At 57.4% G+C, this 24414-nt stretch carries 14 protein-coding genes and 3 pseudogenes; 8 read left to right on the top strand and 9 right to left on the bottom strand.

Annotated features, from left to right (window positions below; translation table 11 throughout):
• Window positions 1-89 precede the first annotated feature (89 nt).
• Complete coding sequence (locus BD293_RS20315; protein WP_142085459.1) at window positions 90-860, bottom strand: response regulator; 771 nt, start codon at window positions 858-860, stop codon at window positions 90-92.
• A 571-nt stretch (window positions 861-1431) separates the two neighbouring features.
• Here BD293_RS20315 and BD293_RS20310 point away from each other — a divergent pair.
• Window positions 1432-2579 (top strand): IS630 family transposase gene (locus BD293_RS20310; RefSeq protein ID WP_142081793.1). Its coding sequence is split into 2 segments (ribosomal slippage): window positions 1432-1879 and window positions 1879-2579, totalling 1149 coding nucleotides; the frame shifts between segments, so codons are not numbered across the junction.
• 10 nt (window positions 2580-2589) lie between these two features.
• Here BD293_RS20310 and BD293_RS20305 read toward each other — a convergent pair.
• Together BD293_RS20305 and BD293_RS20300 are read right to left on the bottom strand one after the other, a co-directional pair.
• A pseudogene (locus tag BD293_RS20305) lies at window positions 2590-4113 on the bottom strand (IS1634 family transposase); the annotation flags it as partial.
• 178 nt (window positions 4114-4291) lie between these two features.
• Window positions 4292-5365 (bottom strand): annotated as a pseudogene (locus BD293_RS20300) (IS630 family transposase); the annotation flags it as partial.
• A 530-nt stretch (window positions 5366-5895) separates the two neighbouring features.
• On the opposite strand from BD293_RS20300, the gene BD293_RS20295 reads away from it, so the two are divergent.
• The 3 genes from BD293_RS20295 (at window position 5896) to istB (ending at window position 12382) form a co-directional block, all read left to right on the top strand.
• A complete protein-coding gene (locus tag BD293_RS20295) occupies window positions 5896-9957 on the top strand; it encodes a CheR family methyltransferase (protein WP_170207256.1) in 4062 nt (1353 codons plus the stop codon).
• Window positions 9958-10083: 126 nt separating this feature from the next.
• Window positions 10084-11613, top strand: coding sequence for an IS21 family transposase (istA, locus tag BD293_RS20290; protein WP_142079387.1), 1530 nt, complete (start codon window positions 10084-10086; stop codon window positions 11611-11613).
• Window positions 11614-11623: 10 nt separating this feature from the next.
• A complete protein-coding gene (istB, locus tag BD293_RS20285) occupies window positions 11624-12382 on the top strand; it encodes an IS21-like element helper ATPase IstB (protein ID WP_142079313.1) in 759 nt (252 codons plus the stop codon).
• Window positions 12383-12912: 530 nt separating this feature from the next.
• Here istB and BD293_RS20280 read toward each other — a convergent pair.
• Window positions 12913-16098: a CheR family methyltransferase gene (locus tag BD293_RS20280; RefSeq protein ID WP_142085455.1), complete on the bottom strand. Its 3186-nt coding sequence runs from the start codon at window positions 16096-16098 to the stop codon at window positions 12913-12915.
• A 266-nt stretch (window positions 16099-16364) separates the two neighbouring features.
• On the opposite strand from BD293_RS20280, the gene BD293_RS23230 reads away from it, so the two are divergent.
• The 4 genes from BD293_RS23230 to BD293_RS20260 all read left to right on the top strand — a co-directional run bounded on the left by BD293_RS23230 (window position 16365) and on the right by BD293_RS20260 (window position 19297).
• On the top strand, window positions 16365-16583 hold the full coding sequence (locus BD293_RS23230; RefSeq protein ID WP_246086421.1) for a hypothetical protein: 219 nt from the start codon (window positions 16365-16367) through the stop codon (window positions 16581-16583).
• A 246-nt stretch (window positions 16584-16829) separates the two neighbouring features.
• Complete coding sequence (locus BD293_RS20270) at window positions 16830-17972, top strand: ATP-binding protein (protein WP_142085453.1); 1143 nt, start codon at window positions 16830-16832, stop codon at window positions 17970-17972.
• Window positions 17973-18101: 129 nt separating this feature from the next.
• Entirely contained in the window at window positions 18102-18902 is an 801-nt protein-coding gene (locus BD293_RS20265; protein WP_170207255.1) for a helix-turn-helix transcriptional regulator, read from the top strand.
• An 89-nt stretch (window positions 18903-18991) separates the two neighbouring features.
• Window positions 18992-19297, top strand: a complete 306-nt coding sequence (locus BD293_RS20260; protein WP_142085449.1) for a nickel-binding protein — start codon at window positions 18992-18994, stop codon at window positions 19295-19297.
• 657 nt (window positions 19298-19954) lie between these two features.
• On the opposite strand, the gene BD293_RS20255 is transcribed toward BD293_RS20260, so the two are convergent.
• The 5 genes and pseudogenes from BD293_RS20255 to repC form a co-directional block, all read right to left on the bottom strand.
• Complete coding sequence (locus BD293_RS20255) at window positions 19955-20191, bottom strand: DUF6429 family protein (RefSeq protein WP_142085446.1); 237 nt, start codon at window positions 20189-20191, stop codon at window positions 19955-19957.
• A gap of 44 nt (window positions 20192-20235) precedes the next feature.
• Complete coding sequence (locus BD293_RS20250; RefSeq protein WP_142085444.1) at window positions 20236-20493, bottom strand: WGR domain-containing protein; 258 nt, start codon at window positions 20491-20493, stop codon at window positions 20236-20238.
• Window positions 20494-20728: 235 nt separating this feature from the next.
• Entirely contained in the window at window positions 20729-21037 is a 309-nt protein-coding gene (locus BD293_RS20245; RefSeq protein ID WP_142085442.1) for a hypothetical protein, read from the bottom strand.
• A 348-nt stretch (window positions 21038-21385) separates the two neighbouring features.
• A pseudogene (locus BD293_RS20240) lies at window positions 21386-22991 on the bottom strand (ParB/RepB/Spo0J family partition protein); the annotation flags it as partial.
• Window positions 22992-23142: 151 nt separating this feature from the next.
• Window positions 23143-24357: a plasmid replication protein RepC gene (repC, locus tag BD293_RS20235; RefSeq protein ID WP_246086420.1), complete on the bottom strand. Its 1215-nt coding sequence runs from the start codon at window positions 24355-24357 to the stop codon at window positions 23143-23145.
• Between the last annotated feature and the right edge of the window lie 57 nt (window positions 24358-24414).

The following is a 24414-nucleotide window of genomic DNA, read 5'->3' as shown; positions in this document are numbered from 1 at the left end:
GCCGCGCCATATGACCGGCGTTCCTGCGTCAGGTATCGTTGTGCGGCGATTTAGATGCCGCACAACGAGACCTGACAGATGACAATAGCTCATGGGTCAAGAACCTTGTTGTCGTGCGTTGCTTGATGAAAAGAGAGGAAATTATGGCCTGTGGCATGAAGTCCATCAAGCAGGCGGTCGCTAACAACGGGTTTGCGCAATGTAGCGTCTCCAATGACCCGCCGATGACCCGAAAACTCATCACGCTCCACCGTACTCGACAAAAGCAGGACGGGTACTGAAGGACTAAGTGATCTGAACTCTATTAGGATGTCCAAACCTACATTCAAATCAGAAACCAAATCCATGTCGAAAACCAAAAGATCCCAATGTTCTGGTTGAGCTTCTATGCGCCTTAGAACTCTAGTAGTGTGCTTCGAATGAAAAACTTTATGGCCAAGATCAAGAAGATTGTCTGCAAGTTCGCGACTATGATCGCCATCGCAAGCAACCAGAGCTATACAAAGCGGGTGTTGTACATTATTATATCTCGTATAGTTTTTCCAAACCATGATAGTGTCGTGAGACTTGGTTGCTTCGCATGATTGTTCGACCTCATCCGTCGAGTGGCGAAACATGCTCCAGGCTAGGATTAAAAAAAAGGCTATAAGTGAAGCGACCCAGCTTATCAGTACTGCCTGAGAAATAGGCTTGTTCGCAATCAGCATTACCAGAAATATAATGACCGCAACGGGAATACTGCCAAGAAGTGAGCCGAGTGCCAGGTTAGGTCGGCTTGAAGCTTCGTCATACCCGTACAGTTTAGAACTGTTGCGAACTAGATTATTGTCACTTTCATCTTCTCGAAACGGTAACATCATTAGATCCCATCAACACATACCAAAGATACAGCCCATTTTCATTTAAACTACCACAATCACAATCTTTGATTCATGCTAACAATTTGTGTAGCCTTATGAGATGAAGTACAGCACATTTGCTATCATTTCCTCAGGCGGTCGGTGAGTGAGCAATAGCGATATGCGCGATCTTTAGGGTTATTTTTCGCTTTAAGCGCAGTAGGTGCAGGCTTTAGAGTGATTTTGAACGAATTTGCGCGATTGATCAGAGGCATTGACGCTCTCAGATCTAGTCACCTGAATCTGAAGTCCCAAGTTCATCAACAAAATCGATAAGCGTTTGATTTTATTCAGGCCGAATGGCCAAAAATGTTACAACAAGAGCGCTGTCAGGCTGGCTTTGGCAGGTTGAGTATTTCGAAGAGGTCCAGTTGCTCCGGTGTGGTTTTACTTATTCCGTGAAAGCTGCGGCTTCCGGCATAGGCCGTGTGTTTGTGAATACGCGACAAGATATCTAGTCCCATGTGTCACGGTATTTGACTTCGTTGAGGTTTTCTGAATCACTCTGGGATAACTTTCAGAGGAGGCTGAAATGGGCAAATGTGGACCCGCTGTGAAATATGTTGTTCGTCTGGATGCTGAAGAGCGCCAACAACTGGAAGGTATAATCCGCACGGGTCGTGGCGCGGCGTATCGGCTGCTCAAGGCGCGAATATTGTTGAAGGCGGATGTGTCCACGGAAAATTGCGGCTGGGATGACGCGCAGATATCTGAGGCGTTGGAGACCAGCCTTTCGACCGTCTATCGCACCCGTCGTCAACTTGTGGAAGAAGGGCTTGAGGCTGCTCTTGCACGCAAGACACAGTCAACACCGCCACCGAGGATCTTTGATGGGGAGAAAGAAGCAAAGCTGATCGCTCTGGCTTGCTCCGAACCTCCCAAAGGCTATGCGCGCTGGTCGTTGCGGCTCTTGGAAAAGCGCGTGGTTGAGTTGGGTATCGTAGATCAGGCCAGTGACAGCACGATCGGGCGCACGCTCAAAAAAACGCTCTCAAACCGCACAAGAGCCGCTATTGGGTGATCCCCCCCAAAGCCAGCGCTGCTTTTGTCGCGGCCATGGAAGATGTGCTCACCGTCTACACACGCCCATACGACCCTGCGCGTCCGCTGGTCTGCCTGGACGAGACTTCCAAACAATTGACCAAAGAAACCCGCGCCCCCATCCCGATGCGACCGGGTCAGCCCGCGCGGTCTGACTATGAATACGAACGCAACGGCGTCGCCAGCTTGTTCATGGTATTCGCTCCGCATGAGGGCTGGCGCCATGTCGCCGTTCGGGCCAGACGCACCGCCGTCGACTATGCTCATGTTCTCAAAGAGCTGGCTGACATCCACTTTGCGAAGGCTGACAAGATTGATCTGGTTCAAGACAACTTGAACACCCATAGGCGCGCGTCTCTTTACGAAGCCTTTCCCCCGGCCGAAGCTAAACGCATCGCTGATCGCTTCGACTGGCATTACACGCCCAAACACGGGTCTTGGTTAAACATCGCGGAGTGCGAACTTAGTGTTCTGGCGCGCCAATGCCTCGATCGGCGCATTCCAGATCACGCTACTCTGGAAACAGAGGTTGCTGCTTGGACCCAAAATCGGAACAACGCACAAGCCAAAACCAACTGGCACTTCACCACCAAAGACGCCAGAACCAAACTCCTTTACCTTTACCCGCAAATCGCCTGAATCAGGGGACTAGGGCGAGTTGGGGGCTTGCATGATGTCCTTTGGCCTTCAACCTCTTGCGCATGACCCGGTGGAGGGTAAGCGCCAAAAAGCAGATCAGCGCATGGGCGCGGATGCGATCTGGCAACCGGTGGTGAACCGGCGCAATCTCGATGTCGGATTTCAGTACTTTGAAACCACGCTCAATATCTGCCAGCGCCTTGTACTTTAGGACAGCGTCTGCTGGCGTGATCTCGGGAACATTGGTGAGCAGGACAAGCTTGCCGTCGAAGAGGGCCGCCTGGGCGACGGCGTCCTCGTCCACTGTCCAGCTGAAGCGATCTGCCGTCAAATCTGCCTTGATGAAGCGGGAGAGTTCTGCATCGGCAATGGCGCGGGAAAGTCGGCTATAGGCCCCACGGTCCGATGCGCGTCGTCCTTTCTCGCTCTTGCCTTCATCTTGCCGATTAAGCTTTGCCACCATGGCATCCCCCATGGCTTCCAGCTCCCTGATCCGCGCACGACGGGCCTCACCCTGCTCAAGGGCACGCTTGGCATCATGCGCAACAATCAGGCGGTGCCCTTCAAAGCCGGCCTCGCGCAGACCATCACCACCGCTGAAGTCGAAGCTCCGAAAGATTTCCACAAGATCGCTGTAGCGGCGGGCCGGCACGGCCAGGATGAACTCAAGCTTGCGCCCATCCTGATCGGCCATCTCCGTCAGATGATGGATATTGTCGAGGCTCAGCAAGCCGCGATCTGCGACCAGAATGATACGCTGGATGGGGAAACGCTGCAGGACCGTAGAGAGCATGCTCTGCAGGGTTTTGGTCTCTGACACATTGCCTGGGTGGACGGTGTGCATAAGCGGCAGACCATCAGCGGTCTGCACCACGCCAAGCACGAATTGACGTGCGATGGCGCCTGTTTCCTTGTTCATGCCGAAGGCGCGAACGTCATCTTCCAGCCGGGCCGCGCCATGAATGCGCACGGTCGTCAGATCATAGAAGACCATTGTAAGCTCATGATCGAAAAGCGGCCTGATCTGGCGCGCCAGGGCTTCTTCGACCATCTCAGCGTTGTCCATCAACGCGTCCATGGCGCGAAGTAAATGCTGATGGGTGACAGTCTCAGGCATTGCTGGCATCGCCACAGTCTCCAACCAGCGCAGGCAGCCCAGTTTGCTTGTCGGATCGCAAAGTCGGTTGAACACCATGGCCCGCACGAGGGCTTCGACATCAATACTGCGCTTTCCAGAGCGCAGGGTACGGTTCAGAGCGCGGTCGAAACCAAGCTCCTTCCACAATTCATGCAGCGCAAAGACAGTGCCATAGGTGCGCGCCGGATCATGTGTGATCTCATGTGCAGTGTTCTCAAGGCGACCGACGGCTCTGTTCAACCCATTGATCAGGGGATCCAGTTTTTGAGACGACAGCCTGTCCAGGCGACCAAGATTGGCGACGACCTTGATCCTGACCTTTCCGTCTGCGTCGCGATGCCCCTCCACCAGTTGGAGATAGCTGCGCCCGCCTGATTTTGAGATGCGCGTATACATTGGACTAACAATAAGTCCGAATACGTCATATCTGCAAGCAGAATATTACTAATACGTGTTACAACAGATCTTCGGCGAAACAGGTGGCTAGGGGGTAGTAACTCATTGAAAAATATAGCGTCAGAAAGTTGCAGATAGCGAATTTACCCGATTTGCTGTCGAACTTCGGTGAAGTTCCTGCCAGTGTTTTCTGGCAGAACCTTTTGACGGAGGCCAGGATTTCGTCGGCGGACTTGATCCATTTGTAGGGCTTGGGGTTCTCGTTGTGGGCTTCGATGAAAGCGGCGATATCGGCTTCGAGTTCCGCGACGGAGCGGTGAACTCCGCGCTGGATTTGTTTGCGGGTTAACTCGGCAAACCACCGTTCGACCTGGTTCAGCCAGCTTGCCGATGTTGGTGTGAAATGCACGTGCCAGTGCGGACGGCGCGCCAGCCATGCCTTGACCCTCGGCGTTTTGTGGGTGGCGTAGTTATCCATGACGATATGCACGTCCCGCCCCTTGGGCATCCTGCGGTCGAGTTCCTTGAGGAAGTCGAGGAACTCCGTCGCGCGGTGGCGTGTGTAGCACTTCCCGATCACCGCTCCGGTGGCGATGTCGAGGGCGGCAAACAACGATGTCGTGCCGTTTCTGATGTAGGTGTGGGTTCTGCGCTCGGCCACGCCGGGGGCCATGGGCAACACCGGCTGTTCGCGGTCCAGTGCCTGGATCTGGGATTTTTCATCTACACACAATACGATAGCACGGTTCGGGGGCGACATGTAGAGGCCAACCACGTCCTGCACCTTGTCCACGAACAGCGGGTCGGTAGACAGCTTGAAGGTTTCCGCGCGGTGCGGCTGCAGCCCAAAGGCGTTCCAGATGCGGCGGATTGTGGTGTGTGACAGACCGATTTCTTCGGCCATCGATCGGATCGACCAATGAGTTGCATCCTTTGGTGTCGTTTCCAGCGTTCGCTTGATCACATCGGCAACCTGTTCGTCCGAGATCGTTCGCGGGCGGCCCGCGCGATATTCGTCAGAAAGGCCTTCGATGCGGTGCTTGGCAAACCGCTGGCGCCACTTGCCGACCGTATGCTCGGAATGGCCGAGTTCGGCGGCGATCTCTTTGCTGGTCAGACCGTCAGCGCACCTCAACACGATCCGGCACCTGTCGGACAGTGACCGCGCCGGCTTGTGCCTGCGCAACTGCGCTTCCAGAAAACCCCGCTCCTCATCGCTGAGTGCAATCGCAATAGATGCCCGACCCCGCATGCCATACCCCCCCCCAAATTTGCCTCACATCAATGATCGCAAATTTGGTTCCGGGTGACTAGAATCAAGCTGCTAGATAGCGCCCGATAGCATCACCTGGAGCACACCATGGGTGAAATCCGACAACCAGTCACGGCGAGCTTCAACCCATCGCTTTTGAGCATCGGTTTGATCGGCTGACTGGTGGCCTAGGCGCGGTTGTTCTGCGCGAAATCCTCAAACGCAACGGGATAGCGGAGTAGATAGTGCCACAACTGACCGATTCGCGTAGGCAGTGACCTGCCACGGTTGTGCCACGTTGTGGGCCATTCAGTTTCAGTGTTATGAGTGGCACGGGAGTGATGAGTTGTTCTATTGACCCGCTTGGTGTACTTTCGATACGGTTCAGGTATCGAATAGATTGAGCTTTCGCAACCAAGATCTCAGCGCGACTACCGCAGCGGGAAACCCTTCATGAATGATACCGAGCAGAGCTGGTGAAATACGTTATAGTGGCAATTTGAACGATGAGATATTTCTGGAGAAAGCCGATGACACAACATTCAACACTCGTCGTCGGGCTCGGCGCATCCGCTGGTGGAATACACGCACTGAAGGCTTTTTTCAGCCAAATACAGGATAAGCCTGACATGGCATTCGTGGTTGTGACTCATCTCAGCCCTGACCGCGAAAGCCTTTTGCATGAAGTCTTGAGCAATTTTACCACGCTGCGTGTGGAGGTCATCAAAGATGGTGATCCGGTGCAGGCCGGGGTTGTGCATGTGATGCCCGCAAATGTGTCCTTGTCTATTAAAGATGGGTGCTTGCGCTTCCTGGAGGTTGCCCCAGCGCAGCGCGAACGTAAGCCGATCGACGTTTTTTTTAGTGCGCTCGGGACTGACCAGGAAGAACGGGCGGTTGGGATCGTGCTGTCCGGCGGGGATGGTGACGGTACACTTGGAGTGCAGGCAATCAAGGAGCACGGGGGGGTCACATTTGCCCAAGTTACAAATGGAAGTGGGCTTGACCATCCAGAAATGCCAAAAAGTGCGATTGCCAGTGGGTGGGTTGATTTTGCCCTGCCTGCGAAAGAAATGCCCGGCAAGTTGCTTGAGTTGCAACATGCAGCAAGTATGCTTGGTGCCGGAATACGGCGGGGGGAACTGGACATTCCAGAGGCTGCGGAACGGCGTTTGCAGGGTGAGATTTCAAAATTGCTGCGCGAGCATTCTGGCCGAGATTTCGCAGGATATAAAAAAAGAACGTTCTTTCGTCGGGTTGCACGGCGGATGCAGGTTACGCTGATACCTAATATTGAAGCCTACCTGGAGCGACTGCGTGAAGACCCCGCCGAAGTATTGGCCCTGTTTAAAGATCTGATGATCAGCGTCACAGATTTCTTTCGAGACAAAAGTGCCTTTGACGCCTTGAGCAAGAACGTCATGCCATTGCTTTTGGCTAAGCTTAACGCCGATGATTCCGTGCGGGTCTGGGTGCCGGGCTGTGCCACAGGCCAAGAAGCCTATTCATTGGCAATCCTGATCCGTGAACACATGCAAGGCATGACTTCCTATCCGAAGGTATTGGTTTTCGCAACAGACATAGATGAGCCAGCGCTCACAGTTGCCCGGTCCGCGCGTTATCCGGATACGATGCTCAAGACTGTGTCAAAGGAACGAAAGGCGCGCTTTTTCCGCAAGGACGGGTCAAGCCATGTTCTCGTTCCCGAGATCCGCGATATGTGCATATTCTCAGCCCACAGCCTGACAACCGACCCTCCATTTTCCCAGATGGATCTTGTGTCGTGCCGCAATCTTCTGATCTATCTGGGTTCAGAGCTTCAGAAGCGGGTCATCCCAACGTTTCATTATGCGCTCAAACCAGGCGGGTTTCTGTTTCTGGGCAGTTCAGAAAGTCTGAGCCAACACGAGAACCTCTTTACAGCTATAGACAAGAAGAATCGGATTTATCAAAGTCTCGATCTCGGCAATCGTCGCCCCCGTATACCGATCCCGCTAGAGGAACTGTGCAAGACACAGCTGCGTTTTGAACAACATACCCTGCCGCAGCGCATGACCAATTACAGAGTGCAACAACGGGCCGAGCGCCAGATCATTGATCGCCACAGTCCGGCGCATGTGGTGGTGCGCAGTGGAGGAGACATCGTCTTTTTCTCGGCGCGGACTCGTGGGTATTTCGACACACCACGAGGGGCGCCCAGCAGGCAATTGTTTGACATCGTCCGCCGCGAGCTGCGGCAGGACCTGCGCCTTGCGTTTCGTGAGGCGCAGGAAACCGGCAAGCGCGCTACGCGTCAAACAGTTTTGTCCGACGAAGATACAGCGGTGAACGTTGCCATGACCGTAGAGCCGCTAAACAATGGCGAGGGCGAGAAGGCGATGTTTCTAATTGTCTTTCGCCCTCTGGCCGAGATGCAAAGTCAAAAAGACACAGCCAGCCAGACCAATGACGTACAAGCAGACGCCGACGCCTCTGAAAGCGCGTTGCGCGAGCTACACGAGCGTCTGCACGCGACGATTGAAGAATATGAAACCGCACTCGAAGAATTGAATGCTTCGAGTGAAGAATTAGCCTCAGTTTGTGAGGAAGCGCAATCATCCAATGAAGAGCTGCAAGCCTCTAAAGAAGAAATGCAGTCATTGAACGAGGAACTCAGCACCGTAAACGCCGAATTGAACGATAAGGTCGATGAACTCTCTAGGGCCAATACTGATTTGCGTAACCTGTATGATGCAACAGGTATTTGCAGTGTATTCTTGGACGGGGACATGATGATCCGGAACTTCACCCCGGCTGCAGCGACGTTCTTCAAGTTGCGTCAGTCCGATATAGGCCGCCCACTGACAGAATTAGCCAGCACAATAAAATATCCTGTCCTGCAACAGGACGTCCATCAGGTTTTCAACAGCGGCGATGCGATCGAGCATCGGCTGCCGCCGAATGGATATCCCGGGCATCATCTTGTGCGATCGGTCCCGTATTTTGATCAGGGCGTGATTACAGGGGTGGTTGTCACTTTTATTGACATCACGAGCATAGTCGAAGGCGAGGATGAACGTGCTGTGCTAGTTGTAGAGGCCGCTAAAAATGAGACGCGCCTAGCAGAGGTGAGCGCTGCAGACGCCCGGAAAGCGCGGTTGATGGCGGCGTTAGCACATGACTTGCGGATCCCATTGATCGCAATTTTGGGAACGCTCGATTTGTTTCGAGAAGATACAGGACAAGAAACGCGAGGAATAATGTTACATCGTCTCAAGGGGGAAGGCCACGGAATGCTAACCCTGATTGATGATGTATTGGAAGTTGCGCGGCTGGGAGCCGGTGAAGTACGATTGCGGCCAGAGCTCTTTGCGCCGATTCAATTACTCACGCAGGTGGCCGATCTAGTTCGAGTCTCAGCGGATCGCAGAGGGACACGGGTCGAGGTGCAGAGCGACCCTATGCCCATGCTGCTAGCTGATGTGACATCATTGCGACGTATTCTGTTGAATTTCGCCACCAACGCTGTGAAGGCGACGCGCAATGGTTGCGTCCAGTTATCGGGGGCGGTAAGTGCTGCCAACCCCACGGGAGTGACAGTAATACTTTCGGTCAGTGACAACGGCTGCGGTATTGCTCCTGAAGATATACCGTTGCTTTTTCGCGACTTTGGTATGCTGGATCGCCAAGAGACGATCGCTGACGGGAGCACAGGTTTGGGCCTCGCCATCTGCCGCCGCCTGGCAACAGCTATGGGGGGCGAAGTTGGTGTCGAAAGCACGCCGGGCAAAGGCTCCCGCTTCTGGTTGAACGTGACGCTTCCTGAGGCAGACACTAAGGAAACTATCTCTGATCATGAGCGCGATGACCCCGCAGCAGCTCTATCAGGCCTCAAGGTACTTGTCGCAGAGGATCATGAAACAATTCGGCAACTTACCTGCGCGAACCTTGCTCGCTTCGGCATGCTGTGCATTGAGGCTGCAGATGGCGAGGCAGCGGTCGCGCTGGCAGAGTCCAAGGAATTTGATATGATCCTGATGGATTTGCAAATGCCAAAATCAGACGGTGCTGCAGCGGCTGCGCGCATCCGCCGTAGCGGGGGACCCTCCGCGCGGGCCTGGATTTTCGGCTTGACCGCCCACCAACCCCCAGAGATTGCTGTTATGTTAAGCGATCTTTCCCTTAATGCTTGTCTTAGCAAGCCGCTCGATGTTCAGCAGCTCGCAGCCCTGACACAAAGCGATGCCCTGCCTGGACCCGCGTCAAGACTTTCAGAGAATTTCAGCCGAAATTCCTTAGCACAACTGCACGCACTTGATGGCGGTGAACTCCTGTCGCGCGCACTCAAGAACTTGTCAGTCGAGATTGAGGCAACCCGGACTGAGTTGGCTGTGTTGATCAGTAAAGGTGACGCCGTCGCGGCGGGTCGTCTGGTTCACAAGCTGGTTGGTTTCAGCGATATGCTTGGCGCGGTCGTGCTTTCTGCAGGACTGCGTAAATTTGAAGATATCATCCAAGCCGGGGACTTGGACGCCATGAAGGAGGGCTTGAAACCGCTGGACGACGCGATGAGTGCGTATTCCGGGGTGATGCGCCCAGCGATTCCGATTTGATGCGCCCACCCGTTCCGATTTTATCCGCCCAGGGATTCCGGGGTATCCGCCCACCCCTGTGACATGCTGCTGCGAGGCAATCTGTAACCGGCTACCTTCCGCCTTTTTTGGTACGAAGGAAGCCCGATGAAGAGATTGCCGATGCGGAAGATACGAGATGTTTTGCGGCTATCAGCCGAGGGGCTTTCGACCCGTCAGATCGCTGCAAGCCTTGGGGTTGGTCGAACAACCCTGCGGGGTTACCTCGATCGCGCCAGGGAGTTGGGTCTGGCCTGGCCACTACCGATTGAGATGTCCGACACTGACCTTGAGCGCTGCCTGTTCCACCGTCCTTATCAGAATACCCAGCGGATCGCGGCGCAACCAAATTGGCCCTACATTCACCGCGAGTTGCGCCGCAAGGGCGTGACGTTATCGCTGCTGTGGGAAGAATATCGCGCTGATCATCCTGATGGGTATGGATACTCTCGGTTTTGCGAACTTTACACGCGATGGGAAGGCAAGCTGTCGCCGGTGATGCGACAGCGTCATCCTGCAGGTGAGCGCCTGTTCGTCGATTATGCCGGCCATACGATCGATGTGATTGACCCCGAGACCGGGGAGGTGCGCACGGCACAGGTGTTTGTCGCTGTTCTGGGGGCATCGAACTATACATTTGTCGAGGCGACCTGGACGCAATCCCTACCGGATTGGATCGCAAGCCATGTCCGCGCTTTGGATTTCTTCGGTGGTGTGACCGCCCAGATCGTCTCGGACAATTTGAAGGCAGGGGTCACCAAGGCGTGCTTTTACGACCCCGTAATCAACCGGACTTACGCAGATATGGCCGCGCATTACGACACGGCCGTTGTCCCGGCGAGGCCATATAAGCCCAAAGATAAGGCGAAGGCAGAGGGTGGGGTATTGCTGGCTGAACGCTGGATACTGGCACGGCTGCGCAACCGCCAGTTCTTCAGCCTTGCTGAGTTGAACGCGGCCATCAAGCCGTTGCTTGACAGGCTCAACGACAAGGTCTCGCGTCACCTCGGGGCCAGCCGCAGACAGCTTTTTGAACAGCTGGACAAACCCGCCCTGAAGTCGCTGCCGGTAGCATCGTATGTTTATGCTGAATGGAAGAAGTGCCGCGCCGGGTTCGATTACCACGTCGCGATCGACAAGCATTATTACTCCGTGCCCTATCAGCTGCTGAAGAAAGAGCTGTGGGCGCGGATCACAGGCCGCACCATCGAAGTCTTCCATCTCGGGCAGCGTGTCGCCTCTCATGTCAGGACGTCCAGCAACGGGAAGCACTCTACGCTGCGCGATCACATGCCAGCGCACCACCAATTCCGCGATGACTGGACGCCAGAGCGTATCAAAGCACGTGCGGCTCGCGTTGGGCCAAACGTGGCCATCTTCGTTGAGGTCGTGATGCGCGAGCGCAAGCACCCGGAACAGGGCTATCGCACCTGCCTTGGGGTGATCCGGCTGGCCGACAAGTTTGGCCGCGACCGACTTGATGCGGCCTGTCGCCGTGCGCTCGAAATCAACGCCAGATCCTATTCGTCACTCCTGTCCATTCTCAAGAATGGGCTTGAGAGCAGGCCCCGCACCCGCGCCACGGACGAGCCTGCCATCACCCACCCCAATATCCGTGGCGCCGATTACTTCCATTGAAAGGAACACAATGCTCGACCATCCAACCCTTCATCACCTTAAAGCCCTCAGGCTGGACGGCATGGCCGAAGCCTTTGCCGAACTGCAGATGCAAGATGCAACTGCCGATCTCGGCCATGCTGAATGGCTTGGCTTGCTCGTTGACCGTGAGGTCGCAAGCCGAGAAACAAAGAGGTTTGAGGCTCGCATGCGGACTGCCAGGCTGCGCCATGTTGGCGCCAGCCCGGAAGATGTTGATTACCGCGCACGCCGTGGCCTCGACAAAGCGCTGTTCCAAAGCCTGCTCACAGGCAGATGGATCACCGACAAGCGTAATCTGATCATCACTGGCCCCTGTGGCGTCGGCAAGACCTGGCTTGGCTGCGCACTGGCCCAGGCAGCCTGTCGTGACGGCGTGACTGTGGTCTACAAACGGATGCCGCGCCTCTTCGAGGAATTGGAGCTGTCCCATGGTGACGGACGCTTCCCCCGCTTGTTCCGCAGCATCACGAAGGCGCAATTGCTGATCTTGGACGACTGGGGCCCAGACAGGCTGACATCACCGCAACGCCGCGATCTCATGGAGATCGTCGAAGAGCGTTACGGGCGCGGCTCAACGATGATCACCAGCCAATTACCCATCAAAGCCTGGCATGACGTCATCGGCGAACCCACATTCGCCGATGCCATCCTCGATCGCATCGTTCACAACGCCTACCGTCTCGAACTCGAGGGCCAATCCATGCGCAAGACCATCACCAAAATGGGTGACGAAACCCCTCAGGACTGATAACCAAAACACGCTGCCTCACGGCAACGCGTCACAGGTGGGCGAATACCCCGGAACAGGTGGGCGCATGTTGTCGGAATGGGTGGGCGGATGCGCCGGAATACGCAATGAGCAAGGCTGCCTCGCAAATTGATAGTACGTCGGAGGGTACTGACCAACCAAGCGCCGATTAGGCCTGATCGCGACTTCCGTAATGGGGCGTTTTCTGTCAAGTGATTTTGAACGTTCCGAGTGGTTGACGGATCCCCGCTTCCCTTCTCGTAGCAGCGAGCTGAAGCCTTTCGCAGCTGCAGCAACGTGCCCGGCCCACAGCGGACTCTCGCAGTATGATCGGAAGCTGCATTGCGGCATCACCGAACCGGCCATTCGTGAATCACGCAGCATTTGGAGCGGTCGAGGGGCAGCAGTGCGGACTTTCCGGACTTTCGCTACCCGTGCGTGATCTGTTTCTGCCTCTGCGGCTTCCACCTTCTTTGGTGGTACATCCGTTTGCACGGGGATGTATCCGCACTTCCGTCTGTCCTGCTGCCTCAGGCTTTCATCGCGCATTTCATCTCGGCCACGAAGCCCCCGGGTGGAAATGAGATGCTCGCTGTCCCGCCAAGCTGGCCCTCGATCTGTCCTTGCAGCAGTTTGAGGCCAAAACCCCCGTGCTTCGGTGACTCGATTTTCGGCCCGTCGGATTCTTTCCACGTCAAATGGAGTTGCCCATCCGATGTGCTCCAGTCGATGCTGACACAGCCGCCCGGCACGGAAAGCGCACCGTGTTTGGCGGCATTGGTTGCCAGTTCATGGATGACCATGCCAAAGGCAAGCGCCTGCTCCGGGCACAGCAGAACCTGCGGCCCCCTGATCTCGATCCGGTTTTCATCAAAGGCCGCAATTTCCTGTTCGACCAGATCGTACAGCGGCACGTCCGCCCATGACCTGCTCGCAACAAGCCCATAAGCCCCCGCCATGCTGTGAAGACGAGAAGAAGGCGCCTCGGTGAAGCCAGCGACCGAGGTCGCCGACTTCTGTGTCGCCCGCACGATGCTCAGCACCACCGCCAGCATGTTCTTGACCCGGTGGTTCAGTTCGGCAATGAGGATGTTCTGCTGTTCCTCGGCCTTGGCAAGATTGGTGATTTCGACAAAAGTCACCACGACGCCTGTGATTTTGTCGTCATCGAAATAGGGCGTAGACCTCACGAGGAAATGCCCCTCAAGGTCGTTCGGGGCCAGCCTGTGCTCGACGATCTCGCCGCTCTCAAAAACGCCACTGATGTCGTCCTTAAGGCGCGTATATTCGATAACACCGGCCAGTTCGGTCAGCGGTCGCCCGATGTCAGATCGACGCAGCATGAAGAATGTCGATGCGGCCGGCGTGAAGTTGCGGATCATCAGATCCTTGTCGAGAAACACCGTGGCGATGCCGGTCGCCTCGTAGAGGTTCTTCAGATCGACATTGGCACGGTCAAGCTCATCGACCTTGTCGTTTAGCTCGGTATTGACGGTGCTGAGCTCCTCGTTCAGCGACTGCATCTCTTCCTTCGAGGCCTGAAGTTCCTCGTTCGTCGACTGCGCCTCTTCGTCGACCGAAACCAGCTCCTCATTCGTTGATTTCAGTTCTTCCAGCGCAGTTTCATATTCCTCGACCGTCCCGCGAAGCCGGTCGCGCACCTCGCGCAGCTCCCGCTCGGTTGCCCTGGTATCCGCCTGTCCGGCCTCGGAACGCCGGGCATCGATCAGGTCCTCGCCTGCGACACCGCCGGGTTGAAACAGGACGAGAAACAGCGCGTCGTCGCCGTTTCCTCCGCCAAGCGGCTCCACTGTCAGGGCGACGAGCTGACCTTTTTCGCCATCCGACATCATCGCTTGCCGCGTCACCGACTGTGCCGACTTCTGCGCGTCGCGCAGGGCTGCCCGCAGATCGGGACGTAGATCATGCCGGGCGATGTCAAAGAGTTGCCGGGTCGGCGCGCCGCTCGGGATGTCGAGATAACGCCCGGTACGTGCCGAATAGTAGACGATGTCACCCTCTGCGCGGATCACGACGTGCGCGGGACTGTGGCGATCCGTCAGTTGGTTCATGACCCGCAGGCGCAGCTGGTTGCTGTGCGTCGGCGATGGCGTCGTCTTTTCCCGATCGAAACGCTGATGTGCCCCCTCCATCTTCTGGATTCCGATCGGTATTCTGGGCCGCTTGTCGCTAAGATCACGGCTCTGGAAGATCCGCTGTTTCTTGTCGATTGGCGCGAACAGATCCTCGTGCTGGCTGATGCTTTCCGACATGCCGAGGAACAGATAGCCGCCGGGTTTCAGCGCGTAGTGAAACGTCGAGATCACCTGCTCTTGCAACGCCCGCCCGAGATAGATCAGCAGGTTGCGGCACGAGATCAGGTCCATCCGCGAAAACGGCGGATCGCTGGTGATGCTGTGCGGCGAGAAGATACACATGTCGCGGACCTCGGGCGCCAGCACGTAGCTCGCACCATCCTTGCGGAAGAACTGCGCCTTGCGTTCTTGCGACAGGTCCTTCAGCAATTCCTGCGGATAGCGCGCCGCCCTCGCCACCGAAAGTGCCAGCTCGTCGATGTCGGTGGCGAAGATCTTTACCTGCGGATGCGGGGACATAGCGTGCATCTGTTCGCGCATCAGGATTGCCAGCGAATAGACCTCTTCGCCGGTGGCACAGCCCGGCACCCAGATCCGCACGGTTTCATCCGCACCACGTCCGTGCAGCAGCTTCGGGATCACCTGGGTGGCCAGGGCGTCGAACGCCTCCGCATCGCGAAAAAAATCCGTCACGCTGATCAGCAGGTCACGAAACAGCGCCATGACCTCGGCCGGATCGCGACGCAGCAACCCAAGATAGGCCTCCGGCGTGGTCATATGCGTGACCTGCATGCGCCGTGCCACGCGACGGAAGAAGGTCTTGCTCTTGTAGCCGGTGAAATCATGGCGCGAATGGGTCCGCAGAAGCTGCGCGATCTCGTTTTGCAGACGCTTTTCTTCAGCGTTTGCGGCACCCGTTTCGCCACGCCGCAACAATGAGACCAGTCTCGGTGCATCGCGCTGGATCTGCACCAACTTTTCAGGCATTTGGTCGGCGGGCAGCGCGAAGTCGACCCAGCCGCTGGCGATGGCACTGGCGGGCATTTCAGGATTATTCGGCCCGCCCCCATCTGCCGTCTGCGCAAAGGTGAACCCGCCATTCTGCTTGATCGCCTTGACGCCGAGCGTGCCGTCACCATCGCCCCCTGACAAGACGATCCCGATGGCTCTGTCGCCCTGATCCGCCGCCAGAGCGGCCAGGAACACGTCAACCGGCTTGCGTTCGCGCCGCAAGGGATCGGGCGCGATCAGTCGCAGCTTGCCGTCACGGATCGACAGGATTGCATTCTCGGGCATGACATGCACCGTACCCGGCATGACCGCGTCCCCATCCTTTATCACCGAAACCGGCAGCGTCGTGAAATGTCCGATCACCTCATGCAGCAGGCTTGCACGCTCCGGACTCAGATGGGTGACCACGACGAACGTCATGTCCGGATTGTCCGGCATCGTGCTGAAGAACGCCTTGAGGGCCTGAATGCCTCCGGCTGATGCACCTATTCCGACGACGAGCGTGTTCTTGGGCGCGACAGCGGTTGGTTTTGACACAGCGGGGGCGACGACGTCACCCACCTTGGGCGCGGTATCTGCGTTCTGGCCTGCATTGCCGTTTTCTGTCATTTGCGCCACTCCGGATGATGCACAAATCAACCTTAAAACACCTGTCAAGGCAATTTACCTTGATCGAGAACAAATGGCGGGAAGTCTGCGAATGTGTCCTCTTGCTGACTATCATGCCTGCCGCATTTTGGTCAAACAGGATGACTTCCAAGGGTGGTGCAGGACTTGGTTGCGTATTTCGGGGTATCCGCCCACCCCTGTGATGCGCTGCTGCGAGGCAATCTGTAACCGGCTACTTTCAGCTTTTTTGGCACGAAGGAAGCCTGATGAAGAGATTGCCGATGCGGAAGATACGAGATGTTTTGCGGCTGTCGGCCGAGGGTCGGTCGACCCGCCAAATTGCCGGACAGGCAAGGCTGTCGCCTCAGACTACGCCCTATGTCATGCGGTTCGACGGAGACAGCATCGCGCACATGACCAAGATCTGGAACGACGCGCAGGCGCTGCATCAGCTCGGGTGGATGCGTCCATGGTCAGCCAGATGAAGGCCAACGTATCTTCCGCGCCGCCATCGATTGTGCGGCGGAGAGACAGAATGGATGGTTTCCGTCAGGTCGCCTGGTCCAGACCGGTCACTCATCCATGCAGTCGTCTCCGGCACTCGCGGCCTCAGCAATGCGCGGATCCTACGGCCTTGCTCTGCCCACTTGGTCTCCCGCACGGTTTCCTGATCTGCGCTTTCATGGTAGAATTAACGCATATCAGAATTGAGAGGCGAGAATTGGGAGGCGATGGAACTCGTCGAACGACAGGATGCGCTGGAAGCACTGGAGCGGGCACATGATGCCGCCCGGGCCGGTGAGGGCCGCTTTTTGCTGCTTTGCGGGGAGGCCGGCATCGGTAAGACCAGCATTCTTCGGCAGTTCGCGCAGGACCGGTCGCAGGCCGGACCGACCGCATGGGGCTGGTGTGACCCCATTGATGCCCCCCGACCACTGTCGCCGTTTCATGACGTGTTGAACACGTTGCGCGGCGTCCCGCCCCTGCGCGAGCAGGAGGACCCGCAGGCATTCCTGGCATTGCTTCGCGACGCGGTTGAGACCTCCCCGCGTCCGGTCCTGGTGATCGTCGAGGACATCCACTGGGCAGACGAGGCAAGCCTGGAGTTGTTGCGGTTGATCGGGCGACGAGCACATCTCCTGCCGCTGCTGCTGGTCGCGAGCTACCGCGACGACGAGGTTGGACCGGTTCATCCGCTGCGGCGGCTGCTCGGTACCTTGGCAACCGTCGAGGCGGGTTCGCGGGTGACGCTGGCACCGCTTTCGCCGGAAGGCGTGCATCGGCTCGCGGCCGGCACGCTGGTCGAAGCCGAGGCCCTGCACCGGCGCACCGGCGGCAATCCCTTCTTTGTGACCGAGCTTCTCGGCAACGCGGCGGTCGGTGAAGGCTTCGGAGCGGTCAGCGATCTTGTGCTCGAACGAATGGGGCGGCTTTCTCCGTCAGCGCGGGCGCTTCTTGAGACGGCGGCGGTGATGGGGCGTGTGGAGGTGAGCGTACTGCGTCGGATGTCGGTCGGCGCATCTGTGGCACTCGAAGCCTGCGTCGCCGCCGGCCTGCTGCGGGGTGACAGTTTGATGGTCGGGTTTCGCCACGAACTGGTACGACAGGTCGTGCTCGAGGCGCTGGTTCCGACCCGGCATGCGGACCTGCATGCAGATGTCCTGCGGGCGCTGACAGAGGCGGGGAGCAGGAGCCCGCACGCCTGGCGCATCATGCCGAAGGGGCGGGCGATGCAGCAGCGGTCCGGATCCATGCGGTGGCGGCTGCCCGGCATGCGGCCACCGCCGGTTCCCACCGCGAAGCGGCCTTTCAGTTCGCCCGCGCCCTGCGATTCACGAAGGCGGAAGCGTCGGCAGAACGCGGCCACCTGCTGATGGACCACGCCCAGGAATGCGCAGCGCTCGACCGTCTCGACGAGGCGGTCACGGTCTATGAGGCAGCTGCCGCGACCTGGCGCGGACTGGGGCGACGCCCTTCTCGGCCGGTGGAAGGAGGCGGAGCGAATGGCGACGAACCTCCTGCGAGAGCACGAGGTGGCGCATGTCAGCCGGATCATGGCGTTGGTGGCGCTCGGGCGCCTGCGGGCGCGAAGCGGCAAGGATGGCGCAGAGGCGGCGTTCGATGAGGCACTCGCCCTGGCGGTGCCGACCGGCACTTTGCAGCGCCTCGCGCCGGTCCGCCTCGCCAGGGCGGAGGCGGCCGCGCTGGCGGGTGACCTGGCGCGAATGCGCAGCGAAGCGGCGGCCGTGCGCGATCTCGCACGGGCGTACCGGCACAAGTGGCACGCCGGCGAGGTCGCGTATTGGCAGCGACGAGGCGGTGACGCGCCGGGCGCTGAGGGCTGGTTCGCACCGCCTTACGCCTCGGAACTTCACGGCGATTGGCGTGCCGCTGCGGATGCCTGGGACGCATTGCACTGCCCCTACGAACAGGCCCGTGCTCTGGCAGACGGGGACGAAGCCGCGCAGCGCAGGGCACTGGCCATGTTTGACGAACTGGGCGCGGGTCCGGCCGCCGCTGCGGTACGCAGACGCCTGCGCCGGGCCGGTGTCCGGTCGCTGCCGCGTGGCCCGCGACTCGAGACGCGCGCCGATCCGCACGGGCTCACGGCGCGTCAACAGGAAGTCTTCCGTCTCGTCGCGGATGGTCTGACCAACAGCGAAATCGCCCGCCGGCTTGGCCTGTCGGTCAAGACGGTCGATCACCATGTCTCCGCTTTGCTCGCCAAACTCAGCGTCGGCCGACGCCGCGAGGCGGTAGCGCTGATGCGCCAGGCCGCCGATCATCCACCCAAAGATAGGTAACGCGCGCGCCAATATGGGTAATCACCTCCGATGCGCATCAAGAGCGCGGCGGGCAGGATCAAGACACTGACGCAAGAGGAGGTAATGCCATGCAACTTTACGCAATCCGCCGCCGCAGTGCCTGGGCCGATGCCGCGGAACTGGAAGCCGCTGCAAAGACGTCGGCCGATGTCGGCGACAACGAGATGCCCGACCGCATCCGCTGGATCCGCTCCTACGTGATTGCAGAGACGAACGGGCGGCTTGGAACGATCTGCATCTACGAGGCGCGGGATCCGGCGGCCATCCGCGAACACGCCGAGAGGGTCGGAATGCCGGGCGACGAGGTCGAAGCGATCGCCGACACTGTGGTGATTCGACCGGGCCCGCAGACGGCCAACGCCACCGCCGCCTGAGACAACGGCACCCGTTGTTATGGCCGGTGCAAGTTCAGGGACGTTCGGACATATGGAGACGCAACAGTTGTTTTCTGGCGAGGAATTTGGCGAAATCCAGAAACGCGCCGGCGAGCTTCGTTCAATCTACATGTCTGCGGTCTAAAGAAGGAGGCGCGCGGGAGTCCGCGCGCCTCCACCTGATACGAACAACGCCGCTCTCAAATCAAGCCAACGCACGACCCACGCATCTTGTGGTAGATTGAATTGGGCAGGCGAAGTGGAAGACAGCGAAGATGACCTCCTGGTCCACAGCGCGTCACTCGCTCCTCCAAAATGCTGCGCGATGCATGAATGGCCGGTTCGGTGCTGCTGCGCCGCAGCGGTATATCGTACGCCGAAAGGCAGGTTTGGGCCGACTGCCGCCGCTCGAGAATCGCATGGAGACCGGCCCTTTCATGATATGCTGCCTGCGCAATACCGTAAACTCGTACGCCATTTTTCGCCTCTCATCTTGATTGTCGCGCGGCAGACAGTCTTACATCAGCTGCGAAATATCTGTGCGCGATGCAGCGCCCGGTAGAATGGTCGCTCTTGATTGCTGCCTATCAGAGGCGGCCTATCGCGGCGGGATCTTCCGAAAAGCTGCACGACCAGTGACGTGCTCAACGCAGCCTGTCACTCCCGCTTCTCCTTGCTAAACTCGCGCGCGAGAACAGCCCGCGCATGCGCGATGCCTTCAGGTGTCAGGGAAAGTGATTTCGCCTTGTTTTTCGGATCATAAATCAGGCCCTTCTCGAAAAGCCTGTCAGTTATGTTCCAAGCGACGCCTTTCCAGACCCGATCGCCATTATGCAGCGTGAGGCTGAGGATCGCGAGGGCCGCATCATCTATTTTGTCGGTATCGAGCGTCATAATTGTTTCTTAGCTGAGCGTCAGGTTGAGTCGGCATGCGCAGCTCACGCATATCCCCGCCGCTTTTTCACGCATGCGAGCTTCATAAGTGCGGTCACAGCCTGCCCTTCATCTGCATAGGGCTCGGTCATCATCTGCCCGCGATATCCGATCCGGCCCCATTCGCGCACAAGGCTGGCTCCACCGAACAAGTCAGGCTGGACGCTCATCCGATAGAAGCGGCGCATATTGCGCGCAACATCTATCCGACGCATCTGCAGGTCGGTCGGGAACACCTCGAGCTGGGCAGTGGTGTCAAACATTTCATGATCCAGTTCATGATCGAGCGGAGGTCCAATATATCAGGTGGACGAGCCCGCTTCTACCATGTTTGTAGCCCAGTATGGTGTACGGTGCGGGCATGAGCGGCTATAGTAACTTCAGGAACTTTATGACGAGTGTGCCTAACTTTTTGGCCGTGATAGGATTTTCCTGAAGGCCGACAGTGTTCATCGCAGGTTGGCTGCGGGCACGTCCCCCCTGCCCTCTCGCGCAGTTTCAAAACCGATTGGAATCAATCCAGCGCGACATCAATTCGCGGCTGCGGAAGCATTCATCGGGAACGGGCCGCCGCTTGGCCCGCGCGAGCCGTTCGTCGAATGAGACCTGTTTCGATGTGGGGTAATCGGATGCTACGGGCATCAATCTTGACTGCGCATCAATCCATTTGCTTAGCGCGCGTCGATCCTGCTGGACCACCCAAGGCAGGATAACCTGATTTTTCAGGGCCAGTTTGCGCGCGAAAATGAGCTGCTTCTCGGTTGCTGGAAGAGCCTGCGGTCGGTCCAGCGTTTCGGTAGTAGACATGACAGAGCTCCCCAAATTAATGTGGTTGATTTATGGCAAAAAATCGCGCTGTTTTCAATGATATTGTGTCTTTTTGCAGCGCTGGCACCATATATGGTATGCGGAATCGTATATATCCATATCGCCCACGCGCCCTGCCCTACTTTCAGTCATGAAGGCTGAGATATGCTCCACGTCATTCTGCCGAGTTGCGATCCGGGCAGGTTTATTCGTTTGCACAAGCTGTTGAGCCGTTTGCTGTGCTCTTTGTCCGCGACACGGCCAAGCCCCCTGCCCTTTCACTTCGCGTACGGCTTCGAGAACACGCGTGTTGAGCACACGGCTGAGACATGTGTCGACCTAGCAAGCGGCGTGGCGATCATCGACGGCAAGCGCCACCGCGCTGTCTTTCAAATCCGGCGCTTGCGCGGGCAAATAGACCTGCCGGACCGACGCCTCAAGACAACCACCGGACGCCGCCCCCGCACTGTGGAACGTGTCACCCACCAGCTTCATAAGGAGCAGCGTCAGCGCAACATCGGGAGACCGGCCAAGGGCCTCGCGCAGAGCCAAGGTGCGATGTGCAGTCAGTTCCTGAACCAGCCGCTCAGGCAAAGGCTTCAAAGCGCCATCATCTTCGTCCTCCGGCAGACCAGCCCCTAGCAGCTGCCTGCCGGATGTGATGATGGTCCCGACATGCGACTCGGCTTCATTGACATCGTGACCCAAAGCCGAAAGCCCGACATCACCCCCCTGCCCCATCTGCATAGCGCCAGTCTCGCTGCCATCCTGGACCGCGGCCTCTGCGCGCGGCTCATCCTCCGGGCGGACATAACCGCGGTAAACTGACAGCTGTCCCGAACGGTCAAGGGTCACAAAGGCCCCTGCCCGCGTGACCTCGTCCGGATCGAAGATCAGTGGTCGCGCCTCGATGGCTTCCATGGCCTGCTCCAGCTCCCCAAGGCGCGCATCAACCTCTTCGGGGATTTCATCCTGCCCCGCATACTCGTCCTCGAGCGCGCGGTATTCAGCCAGCAGCGCTGCATGGGACGCAATCTCCTCATCGCTCATTGGCGCCGGATCACCGGACAACCGCCGCAAACCGTGGCTGTAGCCATAGGGCAAGTCGAGCGCGACCTCGATCCACTTCCAGCCCTCGGAGGAAATCGCCTCGGCCTCGGCCTGCAGCCGATCCGCGACAAGGCGATCAAGCAGCGCCACATCTTCAAGCCAGCCGCCATCATCGCCTTGAAACAGATCGCGCAGAACCATGCCGCCTGCAGTTTCATAAGCCTCAGCCCCGACAAACACGGCACGACGATCCGAGGAGCGGACCGAGGTTTCCGTCAGCATGCGCCGGATCTGAAACGGCTCCTTGTTCCACGAGAATGAGATCACGTCCCAGACCTGCATCTGACGCTCGTGGTCCGGATTGACTGTAAAGGCCATGAGCTGCTCAAGTGTCATGCCATCCTCGGCATAGACATCCAAAAGGGCAGGGGCCACGGCTGCCAGCTTCAGACGCTGCTTCACCACTTGCGGCGAGACAAAGAAGGCCGCGGCAATAGCTTCATCGCCCTGACCCTTCTCGCGCAAAGCTACGAAGGCGCGGAACTGATCAAGCGGATGCGAAGCGACGCGCTGCATATTCTCGGCCAATGAATCATCCTCTGCCAGAATGTCCGACCCAGCCTCACGCAGGATGCAGGGAATGGGTGCCGTCCTGGCCAGCCGCTTTTGCTTCACCAGCAAAGCCAGCGCCTGAAACCGCCGACCGCCTGCGGGGATTTCATACATGCAGCACCGCCCGCACGCTCAAGCCCTGTAACAGCTCGCGCCGTGCGATATCCTCGGCCAGTTCCTCGACAGAGACACCAGCCTTGATGCGCCGCACATTGGACTGGCTCAGCATCAGCTTGTCGTAAGGGACGTCCTTGGATGCGGTCAGGGTAATTCTCATAGCAGATTTCGTCATCAGATTATCTCCACAACGGGCGCCGGAAGCCACTCTCCTGATCTCACTTCCCGTCAAACCCTTCACAGCCCTTCTCTTCCTTTGCGAAAATTGTCCGCGGACAATAACACCGTTGAGCGGCGTGCTACCCGGAAGAGTGCATATTCTTTTCTTAAGCTGGTTGTGGTTCTGCTCTGGAGAGCCTGCGTATGAGGTCTTCAGGATGAAAGCCCTCGCTCTTTTTTCCAGAGGTTATTGAACGGAAGTACGCCCCTACTTTTCGGATTTTTTCGTGAAACTGCATGATCGCCCAAACGGTAAGAGCAGCTCTTTCAATACCCAAGTTTTCCTGTGCATCTTGGTAGTTTCTAGAGTCGATCCCTAGCATTGGGGCTAGAGTTCGAGCGTGTGTTACAACGTCTTTCATCGTTTTCACTGGCTCGACACAAAACTGTGCGGCCTCTGGACATGCACTTAGTATCTCCAGAACACTAATTTGAAATGGTTTGGGGTCTTTTGGGTGAGCGGTTGATTTTTGCTCACTTTCTATATCAGTATGTTCTTTTTGTGAGTTATGATGGTGGCGGACATTTTGGCCGTCGTTGCCGGACATTTTTTCTTTTTGCACGCTACTTTTGTCGCAAGGCTGCTCGGCTTCAATGGCTTCAAAGTCGAGGCTGTTTAGAAGATTGAGGCAATCCTCCAATGAAAGGCTTCTGCGGAGCGATCGTATAGCTGCCGTTGCGTCTACGTTGCTCGGTTCAGCGTCCAGTATAGCGTTTGCCGCGGCTCGAATTTTTGCTTTCAGATAGGACTTTTGATTGTTTTCATGAGCGGCCTGTGCAGCAAGCTTAGAAAGTTCTGCGAAGCGCTCAAACAACGGAGTAAGGTCAAACCCGAATCTAAGGGCCGTGCCCTCGGCTAAGTTTTGACGGCAGAATCTCTTCCGGTTGGCGCTGTCGCGGCGTTCAAGCAGTCCGAGTTCTTGGAGAATTGCGGCATGACGCCTAATTGTTCGGTCTGATATTCCGTTTCGGCGAAACGCAAGCGTAGCGTTTGACGCAAAGACTGTATTGTGCTGCCTGGTTGGTGGGAGACACGATAGCATCACATCTAGTGTCGCGATGACTGGCGCCTTAAGACCAATCAATGGGGCTGCCTGACGCAGTGTGTCGATGACGATGTGACGCTCTGGGCGGTGATTGTCCGCGGACAATAGACTCTCTGACCGCTCTCCCATGGAGGCGGATACCTGCTTGAATGCCATTATTTTTCCACGATAACCTGTCGGGAAAGGCCCAGATCTTCCGATTTTCTTGTGAAAAGGCAACAAATCATCGTTCAACCGATTTGGTTGTTGTTGACTGTTACGGAGAAGCTGGTACATCTGATGGTGCTAAGAACAGATTGGGCTCTCCGAGGTTGACCTTGGGGGGCTCTTTCT

The organism is Roseinatronobacter monicus (assembly GCF_006716865.1).
GTDB classification, from domain to species: domain Bacteria; phylum Pseudomonadota; class Alphaproteobacteria; order Rhodobacterales; family Rhodobacteraceae; genus Roseinatronobacter; species Roseinatronobacter monicus.
Note: the sequence above shows the minus strand (reverse complement) of the source record. Positions and strands in the feature narration are given on the sequence as shown.